Annotated in this window: 11 protein-coding genes; 6 read left to right on the top strand and 5 right to left on the bottom strand. The window is 71.6% G+C overall.

Annotated elements, in window-relative coordinates:
* Nucleotides 1-17: 17 nt before the first annotated feature.
* Together E1269_RS23320 and E1269_RS23315 are read right to left on the bottom strand one after the other, a co-directional pair.
* Nucleotides 18-1,850 carry an AMP-dependent synthetase/ligase gene (locus E1269_RS23320; protein WP_131899062.1) on the bottom strand — a complete coding sequence of 611 codons (1,833 nt, stop codon included), beginning with the start codon at nucleotides 1,848-1,850 and terminating at the stop codon, nucleotides 18-20.
* Between the two features lie 56 nt (nucleotides 1,851-1,906).
* Nucleotides 1,907-3,064, bottom strand: coding sequence for a glycosyltransferase (locus E1269_RS23315; RefSeq protein ID WP_420810664.1), 1,158 nt, complete (start codon nucleotides 3,062-3,064; stop codon nucleotides 1,907-1,909).
* A gap of 370 nt (nucleotides 3,065-3,434) precedes the next feature.
* Here E1269_RS23315 and E1269_RS23310 point away from each other — a divergent pair, with 370 nt between their 5' ends.
* The 3 genes from E1269_RS23310 (at nucleotide 3,435) to E1269_RS23300 (ending at nucleotide 6,069) form a co-directional block, all read left to right on the top strand.
* Nucleotides 3,435-4,133 carry a hypothetical protein gene (locus E1269_RS23310; protein WP_131899058.1) on the top strand — a complete coding sequence of 233 codons (699 nt, stop codon included), beginning with the start codon at nucleotides 3,435-3,437 and terminating at the stop codon, nucleotides 4,131-4,133.
* On the top strand, nucleotides 4,099-5,436 hold the full coding sequence (locus tag E1269_RS23305) for a hypothetical protein (protein ID WP_131899056.1): 1,338 nt from the start codon (nucleotides 4,099-4,101) through the stop codon (nucleotides 5,434-5,436). Before E1269_RS23310 ends, E1269_RS23305 begins: the two co-directional genes overlap by 35 nt.
* Nucleotides 5,437-5,514: 78 nt before the next feature.
* Nucleotides 5,515-6,069 carry an NUDIX hydrolase family protein gene (locus E1269_RS23300; RefSeq protein WP_131899054.1) on the top strand — a complete coding sequence of 185 codons (555 nt, stop codon included), beginning with the start codon at nucleotides 5,515-5,517 and terminating at the stop codon, nucleotides 6,067-6,069.
* Nucleotides 6,070-6,232: 163 nt separating this feature from the next.
* On the opposite strand, the gene lepA is transcribed toward E1269_RS23300, so the two are convergent.
* Complete coding sequence (gene lepA / locus E1269_RS23295) at nucleotides 6,233-8,080, bottom strand: translation elongation factor 4 (RefSeq protein WP_131899052.1); 1,848 nt, start codon at nucleotides 8,078-8,080, stop codon at nucleotides 6,233-6,235.
* Nucleotides 8,081-8,315: 235 nt separating this feature from the next.
* Here lepA and E1269_RS23290 point away from each other — a divergent pair, with 235 nt between their 5' ends.
* The 3 genes from E1269_RS23290 to rpsT all read left to right on the top strand — a co-directional run bounded on the left by E1269_RS23290 (nucleotide 8,316) and on the right by rpsT (nucleotide 10,737).
* Entirely contained in the window at nucleotides 8,316-9,662 is a 1,347-nt protein-coding gene (locus tag E1269_RS23290; RefSeq protein WP_131899050.1) for a peptidase C39 family protein, read from the top strand.
* Between the two features lie 50 nt (nucleotides 9,663-9,712).
* Entirely contained in the window at nucleotides 9,713-10,291 is a 579-nt protein-coding gene (locus E1269_RS23285; RefSeq protein WP_239001006.1) for a type II toxin-antitoxin system PemK/MazF family toxin, read from the top strand.
* 185 nt (nucleotides 10,292-10,476) lie between these two features.
* Entirely contained in the window at nucleotides 10,477-10,737 is a 261-nt protein-coding gene (rpsT, locus tag E1269_RS23280; protein ID WP_131899048.1) for a 30S ribosomal protein S20, read from the top strand.
* Nucleotides 10,738-10,815: 78 nt separating this feature from the next.
* On the opposite strand, the gene holA is transcribed toward rpsT, so the two are convergent.
* On the bottom strand, nucleotides 10,816-11,793 hold the full coding sequence (gene holA / locus E1269_RS23275; RefSeq protein ID WP_131899046.1) for a DNA polymerase III subunit delta: 978 nt from the start codon (nucleotides 11,791-11,793) through the stop codon (nucleotides 10,816-10,818).
* A 57-nt stretch (nucleotides 11,794-11,850) separates the two neighbouring features.
* Nucleotides 11,851-14,223 (bottom strand): DNA internalization-related competence protein ComEC/Rec2 (locus E1269_RS23270; protein ID WP_162606591.1); only part of this gene is annotated, 2,373 nt, incomplete at its 5' end.

Genomic DNA, 14,223 nt, shown 5'->3' with positions numbered 1-14,223 from the left:
GGGGAATCGACGCGGCGTCAGGTGTACATGCCGTCCAGGACGTCCATGTACTTCTTCTCGACGGCCTTGCGCTTGACCTTGAGGCTGGGGGTGAGGTCGCCGTTCTCGACCGTGAGGTCGTGCGTGAGGATCTCGAACTTCTTGATGGTCTCCCACCGCTCCAGCCGGCCGTTGAGCTCGTCGATGTGGCCCTGGATGAGCTCGCGCACCGCCGCCGTGCGCGTGAGCTCCTCGTACGGCCGGCCGGAGAGCTCGTGGTGCTCGGCCCACTCGGTGATGGCGTCCGGGTCCAGCGTGATCAACGCTGTGCAGTAGTTGCGGGTGTCGCCGTGTACGACGATCTGGCTCGCGTACGGGCTGACCGCCTTGAAGATGATCTCGATCTTCTGCGGCGCGACGTACTTGCCGCCGGAGGTCTTGATCAGGTCTTTCTTCCGGTCGGTGACCCGCAGGTAGCCGTCGGCCACCTCGCCGACGTCGCCGGTGTGGAACCAGCCGTCGGAGTCGAGCACCTCGGCAGTGACGTCGGACAGCTTGTGGTAGCCGCGCATGACGCCAGGGCCGCGCAGCAGGATCTCACCGTCGTCGGCGATCTTCACCTCGGTGCCGGGTGCCGGCGGGCCGACGGTGCCGAACCGGCAGTCGTAGGGCATGTTGACGCACGACGCCGCGCTGGTCTCGGTCAGGCCGTAGCCCTCGAGGATCAGCATGCCCGCGGCGTGGAACCACTCGGCGACGTCGCGGGACAGGGCGGCCGCGCCGCTGACGAAGAAGCGGATGTTGCCGCCCAGCCGGGCCTTGATCTTGCTGAAGACGAGCTTGTCGGCCAGCCGGTACTGGAACGCCAGCAGCCCGCTCGGCTCGCGGCCAGCCTGGCGCAGCTTCGAGACCTTCGCGCCGACGCCGAACGCCCAGGCGAAGATCTTCGCCTTCGGGCCGCCCTCGTTCTCGACCCCGGTGATGACCTTGGCCCGGACCTTCTCGAAGATGCGCGGCGCGCCGGCCATGAACGTCGGCTTCACCACGCCGAGGTTCTCCACGATGCGGTCGAGGTCACCGTCGACCGCGGTGGCGAAGCCGATGCGCAGCTGGATGGCCTCCAGCGCCTTGCCGAACGAGTGCGACAGCGGCAGCCACAGGTACTGGACGTCGTCGATGGTCAGGATGTCGAAGACGTCGACGGCGACGCCTTCGTAGACCCAGTTGTCGTTGACCAGCCGGACGCCCTTGGGCCGGCCGGTGGTGCCGGAGGTGTAGATGAGGGTGGCGAGCGTCTCCGGGCCGACGGCGGCCAGGGCATCGTCGACGGCGCTGGCGCGCTCGGCCAGCAGCGCCCGGCCGCGCTCCTCCAGCTCGGAGAGCGTCAGGACGAAGTCAGGGTCGCCCTGGGTGCCGTCGCCGTCGAAGACGACGATGCGGGTGAGCTGGGACAGGTCGGCGCGGTGCTCGAGGACCTTGCGCAACTGCTCGTCGTTCTCGGCGAACACGACGCGCGTGTCGGAGTCGCTGAGGATGTACGACACGTCCTCGGGAGTAGTGGTCGGGTACACCGTCGTGGTGGCGGCACCGATGACGTTGATCGCTAGGTCGGCGAGGATCCACTCGATCCGGGTGGACGACGCCAGCGCCACGCGCTGCTCGTGCTCGACCCCGAGATCGAGCAGCCCTGCCGCGAGCGCCCACACGCGGTCCTTCGTCTGCGCCCACGTCAGCGACGACCAGCCGGCACCGTCGGGGTAGCGGTATGCCTCGCGGTCCGGCGTGGCCTCCACCCGCTCCAGGAACATCCGCCCGACCGACGGCGGACGGTCGGCGACGAGATCCGCTCTGTCAGTGGTGCCGAGGCCCATTGCTTCCTCCCATTCACCGTTCCGATGCCGACCGGATGCGGCCAGGTGGGGGAAGGTTACGACCTGGTAGCTTCCAGCGACACCCTTCGCGGCCCACGTGTTTCCAAACCGTGCACCGCAAGCATCCCTGTAACCGTATCCGACCAGGAGAAGTCCTGGGCCCGACGACGAGCGGCGTGCCTGGCCGCGGGCCCGGCGGAGACCACGTCGACGACCGCCCGTGCCATGGCGGCGGGGTCCGGGGGCGCGGTTCGCCCGGCGCCGTCGACCACCAGTTCCGGGAGCGCCCCGGACGAGCTGGCGACGACGGGGGTGCCGCTGGCCATCGCCTCCAGGGCGGCCAGCCCGAACGTCTCGTACGGACCGGGAGCGACGACGACGTCGGCGCTGGCCAGCAGCGCGGCCAGCCGGCCGCGATCGGAGACGAAGCCGGCCATGGTGACCGGGTTCCCCTCGGCCTGCTCGGCGACGAGGTCTCGCACCGAGCCGTCGCCGCAGACGACCAGGCGCGCGTCGACGCCGAGCCGGCTCAGCTCCCGCACCATCGGAACCAGGAGATCCGGCCGCTTCTCCGGCGACAGCCGGACCGCGGTGACGATCAGCATTTCGGCGCCGCGCGCGAGCTCCGCGCGAAGGGCGGGGTCGCGGTGGCGCGGGTGGAAGGTGTCGAGGTCGATGCCCAGCGGAACGTGCGCCAGGTTCTCCGCGCCCAGCCGGACGAACTCCTCTGCCGCCCACCGGGTCGTGCACACGACGGTGTCGAACGCGCCGGCCAGCCGACGGTTCCAGCGGTCGGCGACCCGCCGGGTCGGCAGCGTCCGGCCCAGGTGGAACCGCAGCAGCGCGTCGAGCCGCTCGTGGGAGAACACCACCGACGGGATGCCGCGACGCGCGGCCCATGGGCCGATGCGGGCCAGCGTGAGCCGGTCGGACACCTCGACCCGGTCCGGTGCCACGACGGCCAGCAGGTCCTCGACGGTGCGCCAGCGGGTGATCATGCGGTAGCCGCCGGTGGCCGGGATGACGGGGGCGGCGATCTCGATCACGCGTCCGCTCGGCGTGGCGTGGGTGGCGCTGCGCTCGCCGGGCACCACCGCCACGACCTCGTGTCCGGCGGCCGCGTAGCCGTCGGCCAGGTGTCGCATCATGGTCCGGATCCCGCCGGAGTGCGGCGCGACGAAGTTGGCGGCCTGCAGGATGCGCACGGCCGTCATGCTGTCGGCCGGGAACTTCCCTGGAGCGACCACGACGTGACGTCCCGGTGAATTCGAGGGCCCGCTTTCGGGGGCACTTCACGATTCGTCACGGCCGGGTTCACGAATTCTCCGCTCTGGCGAACGCGGATGAGTCATATCCGACGCGACCGGGAGAACCTCTGGCAGCGACCGTCGATGAGCTGAGAATTTCACTTAAATCAAGATCAAAAACGCCCCGATCTCTGCTGATTTCCACCACTATGTATTTGATCAACCATTTATGCCAAAATGCCCACTGGATTGAAGGGGGGCTCCTTTGCCGCGACAACGAAAACGCCAGCGATCCAGCATTGGCCGGTTCGCCGTCGGAGCAGTTGTTGTCATCACTTTGCCGCTGGTCGCGTGGGGCGCTGCCAGGGCATTCACCAGTTCAGACGCCGATTCCGGCGACGGGGCGTCAGCGTCGACGGAGTCAGATCGCGGCGCCAGCGAGGCGGCCGACAGCGGGTCGGACGGTGCGTCCGACGACCCGACCACGGACGCGAACTCCTACGAGATCGCCGCGCTGGCACAGGACGCCATCGATGCCTGCGCCGCCCGACTCGCCGCGGGTGAGCAGCTCGTCGCCGTCGCCGAAGTCGGCATCGGCCACTGGAACGAGCACGTCCAGGCACGCACGGACATGCTGGCCGGCACGATCGGCCAGGAGGAGATGCGGGCCATCTGGAAGCGGACCCGCCTGGCCGGCGCCGACGACGTCAGCCGCGCCAACGCCGCCCTCGACGCGTACCGGGCCCATCCCGACTGCGCCGGTTTGGCCGACCTCGAGGCCTCCGACGGCATGGTCGAGCAGGCACAGGAGTGCATGGAACGGTCGGCGAGCGTGGACGCCGCCGTCACCGCCGCCACCGCCGCGATGGGCGACTGGGCCAACCACCTCAACGCGATGGTCGCTCACGCCAACGGCGACATGAACGGCCTCGAGGCACAGGATGCGTGGGTGGCGGCCTGGACCGCGGCCCCGACGAACATCGGCGGTTTCAACAATGCCCGTGACCAGCTCGCCCTGGCTCCCAGCTGCGGCTGACCGCCAGACTCCCCTCACCGACTCCCCCGGCCACCCGCCCGCCGACGTCGACGACGTCGACGACGTCGACGCGGCTGCGTCCAGGGCAGGGACCAACCCGAGGCCGACGCCTGCATCGATGGCGGCGCTCCTGTCCACCGGGAAGCCGCCGGTGACCGGACGCGCCCGCCCGGTCACCGGCGCGGGCCGGACGCCGACGAGTTCCCGTGCGGCGGCGCCGGTTGGGAACGCGGGCCCGCCAGCCGACACCGCCGTGACCGCGAGCGCGGCGACCCCGGACGCGACGACGGTGACCGCGGCCGGCTCGGCGACAGCCGCCGCGAAGGCGCCGGTGGAAGCCGGGCCGGAGGAAGGCGCGACGAGAACGCCTGTGGAGGCAGCACCTGCGAAGGCAGCACCCACAGGCGCGGCATCCACAGCCGCGGCCGTCCCTTCGGCCAAGGCGCCGATCCCTGCCGCCCGCAGTGGCGGCATCGCCGAGGCCGGCGGCACCACCGCGCTGACCGGTGGCGCGGCCGAGGCAAGCTCGCCGACCGCGCCGCACGGTCGCGCAGCGAAGTCGGCCACCAACACCCACGCGGCCTCGGTCACGAACCCGACCGGCACCACGGCCACACCGGCAACCGGGATCGAGCCCAGCACGTCCGCGAAGTCGCGGACGCCGTCCAAGGTCGTCGCGACCGCTGCCTTCGCGGAGCCGATTGCGCCGATCGCACCTGGTCCGGCCGCGGCGAGCGAGCCCGCCACCATCACGCCCACACCGCCCGCCGACACCGCGAGGCCCGCCACGCGGGCGCCGCTGATCACGGCGGCCGAATACGCACTCGCCGGTGCGACCGTGCTCGTGCTGGCTGGAGTGGTCCTGGTCAGCCAGCTGATCGACCCGTCGCCGCTCGTGCACACCGTCGCGCAGTTCGTGCACCTGGTGTGCGTGGTGGTCGGGCTCGGCAGCGTGCTCGCGGTGGACTGGTTCGGGCTGCGCTGGCGGCTGGGCCGCGGGAGTGTCGAGTCGGTGGTCGCGACGGCCGGGGCGCTGGCGGTGCCGATCTGGCTGGGCCTGGGCGGGCTTCTTGTCTCCGGGATGCTCCTGGAGCCGGACTTGTCGACGCCACTGACCGTGGTCAAGGTGGTCATGGTGGCGGCGACGGGGGTGGCCGGCGTGCTGGCGCTCGCGATCAGCCGCCGGCTGGCGATCAGGACGGCGCCGTCGGCGCGACTGCTGCGGGCCGGGCTGGGCATCGCGGTGCTCTCTCAGGTGGGGTGGTGGACCGCGACGGTGATCGGCTTCCTGAACCGCTCCTGACGGCGGTGTGACGCCTTCGACATGCCGGATGTCGATCACGTGCTGCCCGAACCGGCGGCGGCCAGATAGAACTGACACATGAACCAGACGGCCGTCGACTCCAACGAGAGTTGGCTCACTCCGGACGACCTCGCCTACGCACGCCGGCGCCTGCCGATCCTGTACGTCAACGCGGTACCCGTTCGAGTCGACGACACCGGCGCCGCGACGTCGGTCGGCCTGCTGCTGCGGTCGACCCCCGAGGGCGAGATCCGGCGCGAGTTGGTCGCCGGTCGGGTGCTGTTCCACGAGCGCATCCGCGACGCGCTGCTGCGGCACATCGAGAAGGATCTCGGGCCGCTGGCACTGCCGCGCATCCCGGTATCGCCGTCGCCGTTCACGGTGGCGGAGTACCTGCCGACGCCGGGGGTGACGCCGTACCACGATCCGCGGCAGCACGCCGTCGCCCTGGCGTTCGTCATCCCCGTCGCCGGCGACTGCGCACCGCGGCAGGACGCCCTCGACCTCACCTGGCTCTCGCCGGCCGACGCCGCGGACGACGCCGTCCAGAAGGAGATGCTCGGCGGCCACGGCATACTGCTGCGCCAGGCGCTGGCGCATCTGGGCTTCCCGCCCGCCCCCGCCGTCCCCTGATCGCCGGCGGGCGGGCACCAACCCGCCGGCTCACACCGGCTCGTACTGGGATTTCCGACGAACCCGGCCCGATCCGGCCAGTCATTCGTCGGGTACGCCGGTATGCGCCGGACGCAGCGGTGAGGACCCCGACGCCGCAGCGTTCACCGTCGTCGGCGGCCGGCTACTTGGAGTCGGACGAGAGGGCGGCGATGAAGGCCTCCTGGGGCACCTCGACCCGGCCGACCATCTTCATCCGCTTCTTGCCTTCCTTCTGCTTCTCCAGCAGCTTCCGCTTGCGGGTGATGTCACCGCCGTAGCACTTGGCGAGGACGTCCTTGCGGATGGCGCGGATGTTCTCGCGGGCGATGACCCGCGCGCCGATGGCGGCCTGGATGGGTACCTCGAACTGCTGCCGCGGGATGAGCTCCTTGAGCTTGCCGGCCATCGCGACGCCGTAGGCGTAGGCCTTGTCGCGGTGGACGATCGCGCTGAACGCGTCGACGGGGTCGCCGTGCAGGAGGATGTCGACCTTGACGAGGTCGGCCTCCTGGTCGCCGGTGGGCTCGTAGTCGAGGCTGGCGTAGCCGCGGGTGCGCGACTTCAGCGCGTCGAAGAAGTCGAACACGATCTCGGCGAGCGGGATGGTGTAGCGCAGCTCGACGCGGTCCTCGGACAGGTAATCCATCCCGAGCATGGTCCCGCGGCGGGCCTGGCACAGCTCCATGATGGTGCCGACGAACTCGCTCGGCGCCAGGATGGTCGCCCGGACGACGGGCTCCTGGACGGAGGCGATCTTGCCGGTCGGGAACTCGCTCGGGTTGGTGACGGTGTGCTCGGCGCCGTCTTCCATGACGACCTTGTAGACGACGTTGGGCGCGGTCGAGATGAGGTCGAGGTTGAACTCGCGCTCGAGCCGCTCCCGGACGATCTCCAGGTGCAGCAGGCCGAGGAAGCCGCACCGGAACCCGAAGCCGAGCGCCCCGGACGTCTCCGGCTCGTACACCAGTGCGGCATCGTTCAGCTTGAGCTTGTCCAGCGCCTCACGCAGGTCCGGATAGTCCGAGCCGTCCAGTGGATAGAGGCCGGAGAACACCATGGGCTTGGGCTCGCGGTAGCCGGCCAGCGCTGTGTCGGCCGGCTTGTGTGCGTCGGTGATGGTGTCGCCGACCTTGGACTGGCGGACGTCCTTCACCCCGGTGATGAGGTATCCGACCTCGCCGACGCCGAGGCCGGCGCCCGGGTTCATCTCCGGGGAGATGACGCCGATCTCGAGCAGCTCGTGAGTGGCCTTGGTGGAGAGCATGAGGATGCGCTCGCGCGGGGTGAGCTTGCCGTCGATGACGCGCACGTAGGTGACGACGCCGCGGTAGGAGTCGTAGACGCTGTCGAAGATCATGGCGCGGGCTGGCGCGTCAGCGTCGCCGACCGGGGGCGGCACCTCGGCGACCACGCGTTCGAGCAGTTCGAGCACGCCCTCACCGGTCTTGCCGCTCACCCGCAGGACGTCGTCGGGGTCGCCGCCGATGAGGTGAGCGAGCTCCGCGGCGTACTTCTCCGGCTGCGCCGCGGGCAGGTCGATCTTGTTGAGCACCGGGATGATCGTGAGGTCGTTCTCCAGCGCCAGGTAGAGGTTGGCCAAGGTCTGCGCCTCGATGCCCTGCGCGGCGTCGACCAGGAGCACCGCACCCTCGCAGGCCGCCAGGCTCCGGCTGACCTCGTAGGTGAAGTCGACGTGCCCGGGGGTGTCGATGAGGTTGAGCGCGTATGTGGTGTCCGGGTGGCCCTGCGTCCGCGACGTGAACGGCAGGCGCACCGCCTGGCTCTTGATGGTGATGCCGCGTTCGCGCTCGATGTCCATGCGGTCGAGGTACTGCGCCCGCATCGACCGTCCCTCGACGACGCCGGTGAGCTGCAGCATCCGGTCGGCCAGCGTCGACTTGCCATGGTCGATGTGGGCGATGATGCAGAAGTTGCGGATCAGCTCCGGCGGGGTGGCCGACGGAACCGGCGCGTTCTCACTGACAGGCACGCAGCTTCCTCAGGACGTTTTCGGTGACGGGCGGTCGGGCGGGCACGCTCCGGCCCGTACGAACATCATCCCATGCCCGGCGCCCCGGACCCACGCGCGCCGATCCGCGCTGGTCGGACGACGCGCCGGAGGCGAGGTGGAAATCGACGCGGCGAACCGGCCATAGTGTGCCTGGGTGGGTCGCTGACGCCTGCCCGCTCGTCCGCCGGTTCGCACGTCGTCTCCAGGAGTCACGATGCACCGCCCGCCCGTCGTGGGGTCCGCCGTCGGGTACGCCGTCGTCGTCGCCGGGTTCGCCGCATTGCTGGTCGCGGCACTGCCGGCACTCCCCGTCCAGGCGTCGGAGGTCCTGACGACGCCCGACGAGCGCATCGCGCTCACCCGCTGGACCACCACGGCCGACTGGGCCACTGGCGACGCCGACGGGTTGTGGCCACTGCCCGGTTCTCAGGCCGGCGTCGTCATGACCGCACCGGTCGGGAGGCGCGACTACACCGACCCGCACACAGGCCGCACCGCAACCTGGGAGTACTCCACCTGGACCTCTCCCGTCGTGGAGGCGGGCTTCGGGGCCACCGAGCTGATCGCCTCGTGGAACGCGACCACACCGCACGGCACCTGGATCTTCGTCGAGCTGCAGGGCCGGTACGACGACGGCGGGACCACGCCCTGGTACACCATGGGAGTCTGGTCCAGCGACGACACCACCATCCAGCGCACCAGCGTCGAGGACCAGTCCGATGGTCGCAGCAGCGTGCTGACCGACACCGTGGCCGTCGCCGACGACGCGGGGGTTCGCCTGACCGGCTACCAGCTTCGGCTCACGCTCCATCGGACGCTGGGGTCGCTGGCCACGCCTCGAGTGTGGGGTCTGAGCGTCATGGCGTCGGACGTGCCGGACCGCTCCACCGTCGAGCCCAGCGCCGGCGGCATCGCGTGGGGCACCGAGCTGGACGTGCCCCGTCGTTCGCAGAACATCCACGCCGGTTCGTACCCGGAGTACGGCGGGGGCGGCGAGGTCTGGTGCAGCCCGACCTCGACGACCATGGTCATGGAGTTCTACGGCGTCCACCCCTCCGATGACGACCTGGACTGGATCGAGCCTGGTTACACCGACCCGCAGGTCGCGCACGCCGCACGCAGCACGTGGGACTACGCGTACGAGGGCGGCGGCAACTGGCCGTTCAACACCGCCTACGCCACCTCGTTCGGCGGCCTCGACGGGTTCGTCACGCGACTGCGCTCGCTGGACGACCTCGAGCGGCTGATCGCCGCCGGCATCCCGGTGGTCACGTCGCAGTCGTTCGTGCGGGGCGAGCTCGAGGGCGCCGGCTACGACACCTCCGGCCACCTGTTCGTCGTGGTCGGGTTCACCGACGACGGCGACGTCATCGTCAACGATCCTGCCGCGCCGTCGAACGACGCGGTCCGGCGCGTCTATCCGCGCGAGCAGTTCGAGCAGGTCTGGCTGCGCACTCGGCGGCAGCTCCCCGACGGCGGCACGGCCGGTGGCTCCGGCGGGATCGCCTACGTCATCCGGCCGGTCGACGCCGACCTGCCCGACGGCATCGTGACGCGATGACCTCGACGAACCGCGTGGTGAGGGTGGCGCGCCGGCGGTAGGGTGCGGGCGTGCCCCGACTCCGGAACATCCTGCGGCAGCTGATCAGCCCGTCCGGACGAGCAGCACGGGTCTCGTCGCGGCAAGGGTCGCGACAGGGCCCGCGACGAGACTCGCGCCGGGGTTCCGCCGATCGGCGGGTCCCCGGTGACGACGGGCCGGCAGAGGAGGAGGCCCTCGGCCGGTACGGGCCGAACGCCACCACGCAGGCGCACTCGGTCGGTGCCGTCCGCACGTCGTACAACCCGAGCACCGACGGCGACCCCGACCCGGGCGAAATCGTGTGGACCTGGGTGCCGTACGAGGAGAACGACGGCCGGGGCAAGGACCGCCCGGTGCTGATCGTCGCGCTGGAGCCGGCCGGCACGCTGCTCGCCGTCCAGCTGACCAGCAAGAACCACGACGGCGAAGACGACTGGGTGGCGGTGGGCGCCGGACGCTGGGACGGCGAGCACCGGCCGTCGTGGGTCGACGTCAGCCGGGTGCTCCGCGTCCACCCGAGCGGGATGCGCCGCGAGGCCGCCGCCCTCGACCGGGAGCCGTTCGACCGCGTCATCGCGGAACTGCGCGGCCGCTACGGCTGGCGGTGACCCGGCTCATCGGGCCGAATTGGCTGGTGGGTCGCGCCGCTGGTATCGTTGTGCGTCGCGCGCCTGCCTAGGTCGCGGACGCGCCCGGACGACCTCTCGCCGCTGCGATGGCCCCACTGTCGCGTGTCCGAGGAAGCCCGACGCCCTCACGACCCATCCGAACCCGACCCGAAGGCACACGTTTCGTGGCGAACATCAAGTCCCAGAAGAAGCGCATTCTCACCAACGAGAAGGCGCGGCTGCGCAACAAGGCGGTCAAGTCGTCGCTGAAGACCGCGATCCGCCGATTCCACGAGGCCGCCGACGCCGGCGAGACCCAGCAGGCCGTCACCTTGGCCCGCGACGCCTCGCGGAAGCTGGACAAGGCCGCGTCGAAGGGCGTCATCCACAAGAACCAGGCGGCCAACCGCAAGTCCTCGATCGCCAAGCGGGCCGAGTCCCTCTGAGGCGTCGGGCCTCCTCGGCTCACTGACGGCGGTCTAGCTCCGCGACAGCGCGGATGCTGTTGGCGGCGGCAGGGCGAATCAGGCGGCGCGGGCGCTGCCGATCTGGACCAACGCAGTGGTCAGGGCGAGCGTCGGGTCGTTCCCGGCACCCTTGACCGCCAGGTCGGCATCGGCGACCGCGCGGATGGCGCTCGCCAGCCCTGCCGGCGTCCAGCCGCGCAGCTGCGACCGGAGGATGCGCACCTTCCACGGCGGGATCCCGAGATCGCGAGCGACGTCGGCGTCACGCAGGCCGCGCGGAGCGCCCGCCAACCGCGCCAGCGACCGCAGAGACGTCGCGAGCGCACCGGTGATGAGCACCGGGTCGGTGCCGGTCTCCAGCGCCCAGCGCAACTGCTCGACCGCCTCGCCCGTCTTGCCCTCGACGGCGCGGTCGGCGACGACCCATCCCTTCACCTCGGCGCGGCCCTCGAAGTACATCGCCACGACCTGACCGGAGACCACACCGTCCGGGGCGTCGGCGGCCAGCTGGCCGGCCGCTGACGCCAGGCCGCGCAGGTCGCCACCAACCGCCTCGACCAGCTGACGTGCGGCCCTTTCGTCGATGCGGCCGCCGGCGTGCCGGACCTCGGCGCGGACGAAGCTCACTTGGTCGTCCGGGCGGGTCAGGCGCTCGGCCGCGACCTCGTGCACGCCGGCCCTGCGCAGCGCGGTCAGCAGCTTCTTGCCCTTCACGCCGCCGGGGTGGACGAGCACGACGTGGATGTCCTCGACCGGCGTGCCCACGTACCCCACCAGGGCTTCTCCGACCGACTCGGCGACGTCCTGGACGTCGTTGACCACGAGCACACGGCGGGTGGCGAACAGCGACGGGCTCACGTGCTCGGCGAGGACGCCGGCGTTGAGCTCGGAGCCAGCGACCTGGGATACGTCGGACTCGGCGTCGGCTGCGCGCGCGGCGCGTACCACCGCCGCGACGGCGCGTTCGGCCAGCAGGGTCTCCGGGCCGACGACGAGCGTGACCGGAACGAGGGGATCAGTGGATAGCGCAGCCATGTCGCGTCACAGCATGACACGTGCTTCCGACAGAGTCGGCGGGCGTCTCACGATCACTCACGGGCGCTCCTGGGCGGACGGCCCACGTCGCGAACCGCACCCCCGACACGCACTCCTCACAGACCCGGCCGGTCTCTCAGGACCTCCGACCGACGCGGCCCGAGCCGACCGCCCGCGTCTCGGGCCAGCTCGCGGACCGCCGGTCACGACGCTGAGACCGCCGCGCTCGGTCGGGACGACGGCGATGCTGCCGTGTTCGTCGGTCCGGTAGACGCGCACCCCGTCGGCCCGCAAGGTGTCGAGCACCCGCGGCGCCGGATGTCCGTAGTCGTTCTCACCGACGCTGACCAGCGCGAGCCGGGCGTCGACGCTGGTGAGGAGGTCGTGGTCCTGGTGCGGTGATCCGTGGTGGGCGACCTTGAGCACGTCGGCGGTCAGTCCCGGCGCGGACCCCAGCAGAGCGCGCTGGGCGGTCGGTTCCAGGTCGCCGGTGAGCAGGACGTCGACGCCGTCGACGTCGGCGGCGATGACCACGCTGCTGTTGTTGGACTCAGACTCCGCAGACTCGATGAGACGACGCGGCCAGAGCACGTCCAGCTCGACGGAGTCCACCTGCCGCCGCTCCCCCGCGCGGGCAACCGTCACCGGCACGCCGGCCTCGCTCAGCAACTCCCGCACCACCGCGGCGTTGGCCGGTGGATCGTCCAAGGGAGAGACCAGCACCTCGGCGACCTCGCGACCAGCCAGCACCCCGGAAACACCGGACACGTGATCGGCGTGGAAGTGGGTGAGCACGAGCAGCGGCACGCTCCGAACGCCGAGCGAGTCCAGGCAGCGCCGCACCAGCCGCGGCTCCGGCCCGGCGTCGACCACCACCGCCGCGTTCTCGCCCGCACGCAGGACGAGCGCATCCCCCTGCCCCACGTCGCAGGCGACGACGAGCCAGCCGGGCGGCGGCCAGCCCGGGACGGGCACCGTCTTCAGCAGGCCGACCACCAGGACCGTGCCGGCCACCGCGGTCACGACCGGCCGGCGCAGCACCAGCGGCACGGCGAGCAGTGCGACGGCCACGAGAACAACCGCCACGACGACCCCACCAGCACCCGGCGGCCACGGCACGACCGCTCCGGGCTGCTCGGCGAACCACCGCGCCACGGCCGCGATCCACCACGCCGGCAGCGCCGCCAGCCAGCCGAGCACGGCGGCGACCGGCATCGCGACCGGGCTCACCGCCGCGGCCGCCACACCGAGCACCGTCGCCGGCGCCACGGCCGGCGCGGCGAGCATGTTGGCAGGCAGCGCGGCCAGGCTCAGCTGGCCCGACACCGCGAGCAGGACGGGGGTGCAGGCCACCTGAGCGGCCAGCGGCACCGCCACGGCGAGCGCCAGTGGCCGCGGCAACCAGCCCAGCGCGCGACGCCACGCCGGCACCAGGACGAGGATTCCCGCCGTCGCCAGCACGGACAGCGCGAAACCCACGCTGCGGGCCAGCCACGGGTCGACCAGCACCAAAACGCACACGGCGGCGGCCAGCGCGGACAGCCCACGTCGCCGTCCGGATACCGCGACCCCGACGACGGCGACCACGCCCATCGCGGCGGCGCGAAGCACGCTGGGTTCGGGCCGGGCCAGCAGGACGAACCCGGCCACACACACCGCGCCGACCACCGGCACGGCGTAGCCGCGCATCCCGCTCCACCGGGCCAGCCCGAGGACCACGATCAACAAGATCGAGATGTTCGTGCCCGAAACGGCGGTCAAATGGGACAGCCCGGCGACCGTCATGGCGTCGCGCAGGTCGTCCGTCAACAGCGACTCGTCGCCGACCACCAGCCCCGGAATCAGCCCGCGCGCGTCGGGATACACGCTCGCGACGCTCTCGCGCAAGCCGTCGCGAAACGGCTCGGTGGCCCGGCTCGCCCGGCTCGGCGGCCCGGTCGCGCCTGGTCCGGCGTAGGGCCGGAACACGGCAGCGACCTCGGGTCTGGCCTCGTCGGTGGGCTCCAGCCGCCCTTCGGCTCGAACGCGCTGACCCGGCAGCAACCGCGCCCAGCCGAGGTCGCCGCTGACGAGCAGCACCGGCACCCGGACCTCGTGTGTCCGGCCGCGACCGGTGACCTCGTCGACCCGCAGCCGTCCGACGGCGTACTCGGCGGCGCCGCGCTCGTCGCCGGCCGTGCCGCTCTGCCGCACCGACGGGTCGCGTGCGACGACGGCGTCGATCTCGACGTGGGCGCCCGCCCGCGCCAGGTCGGTGACCGGGCCGTCCCACACCGGCGCCGACCTCGCGGTGCCGACGGCGAAGCCGGCCACCAGGCACAGCGCGGCCACAGCGATCGCTCGCCGCCCGGCGGCCGGGACGAGACGTGCGGGCGAGTCGGCCTGGGCGGGCAGGTCGGCATGGGCGGGCAGGTCGGCATGGGCGGGCAG

The organism is Jiangella asiatica, from assembly GCF_004349065.1.
Classification (GTDB): domain Bacteria; phylum Actinomycetota; class Actinomycetes; order Jiangellales; family Jiangellaceae; genus Jiangella; species Jiangella asiatica.
The sequence above is the reverse complement of the archived record's forward strand: the minus strand, read 5'-3'. Positions and strand labels throughout refer to the sequence as shown.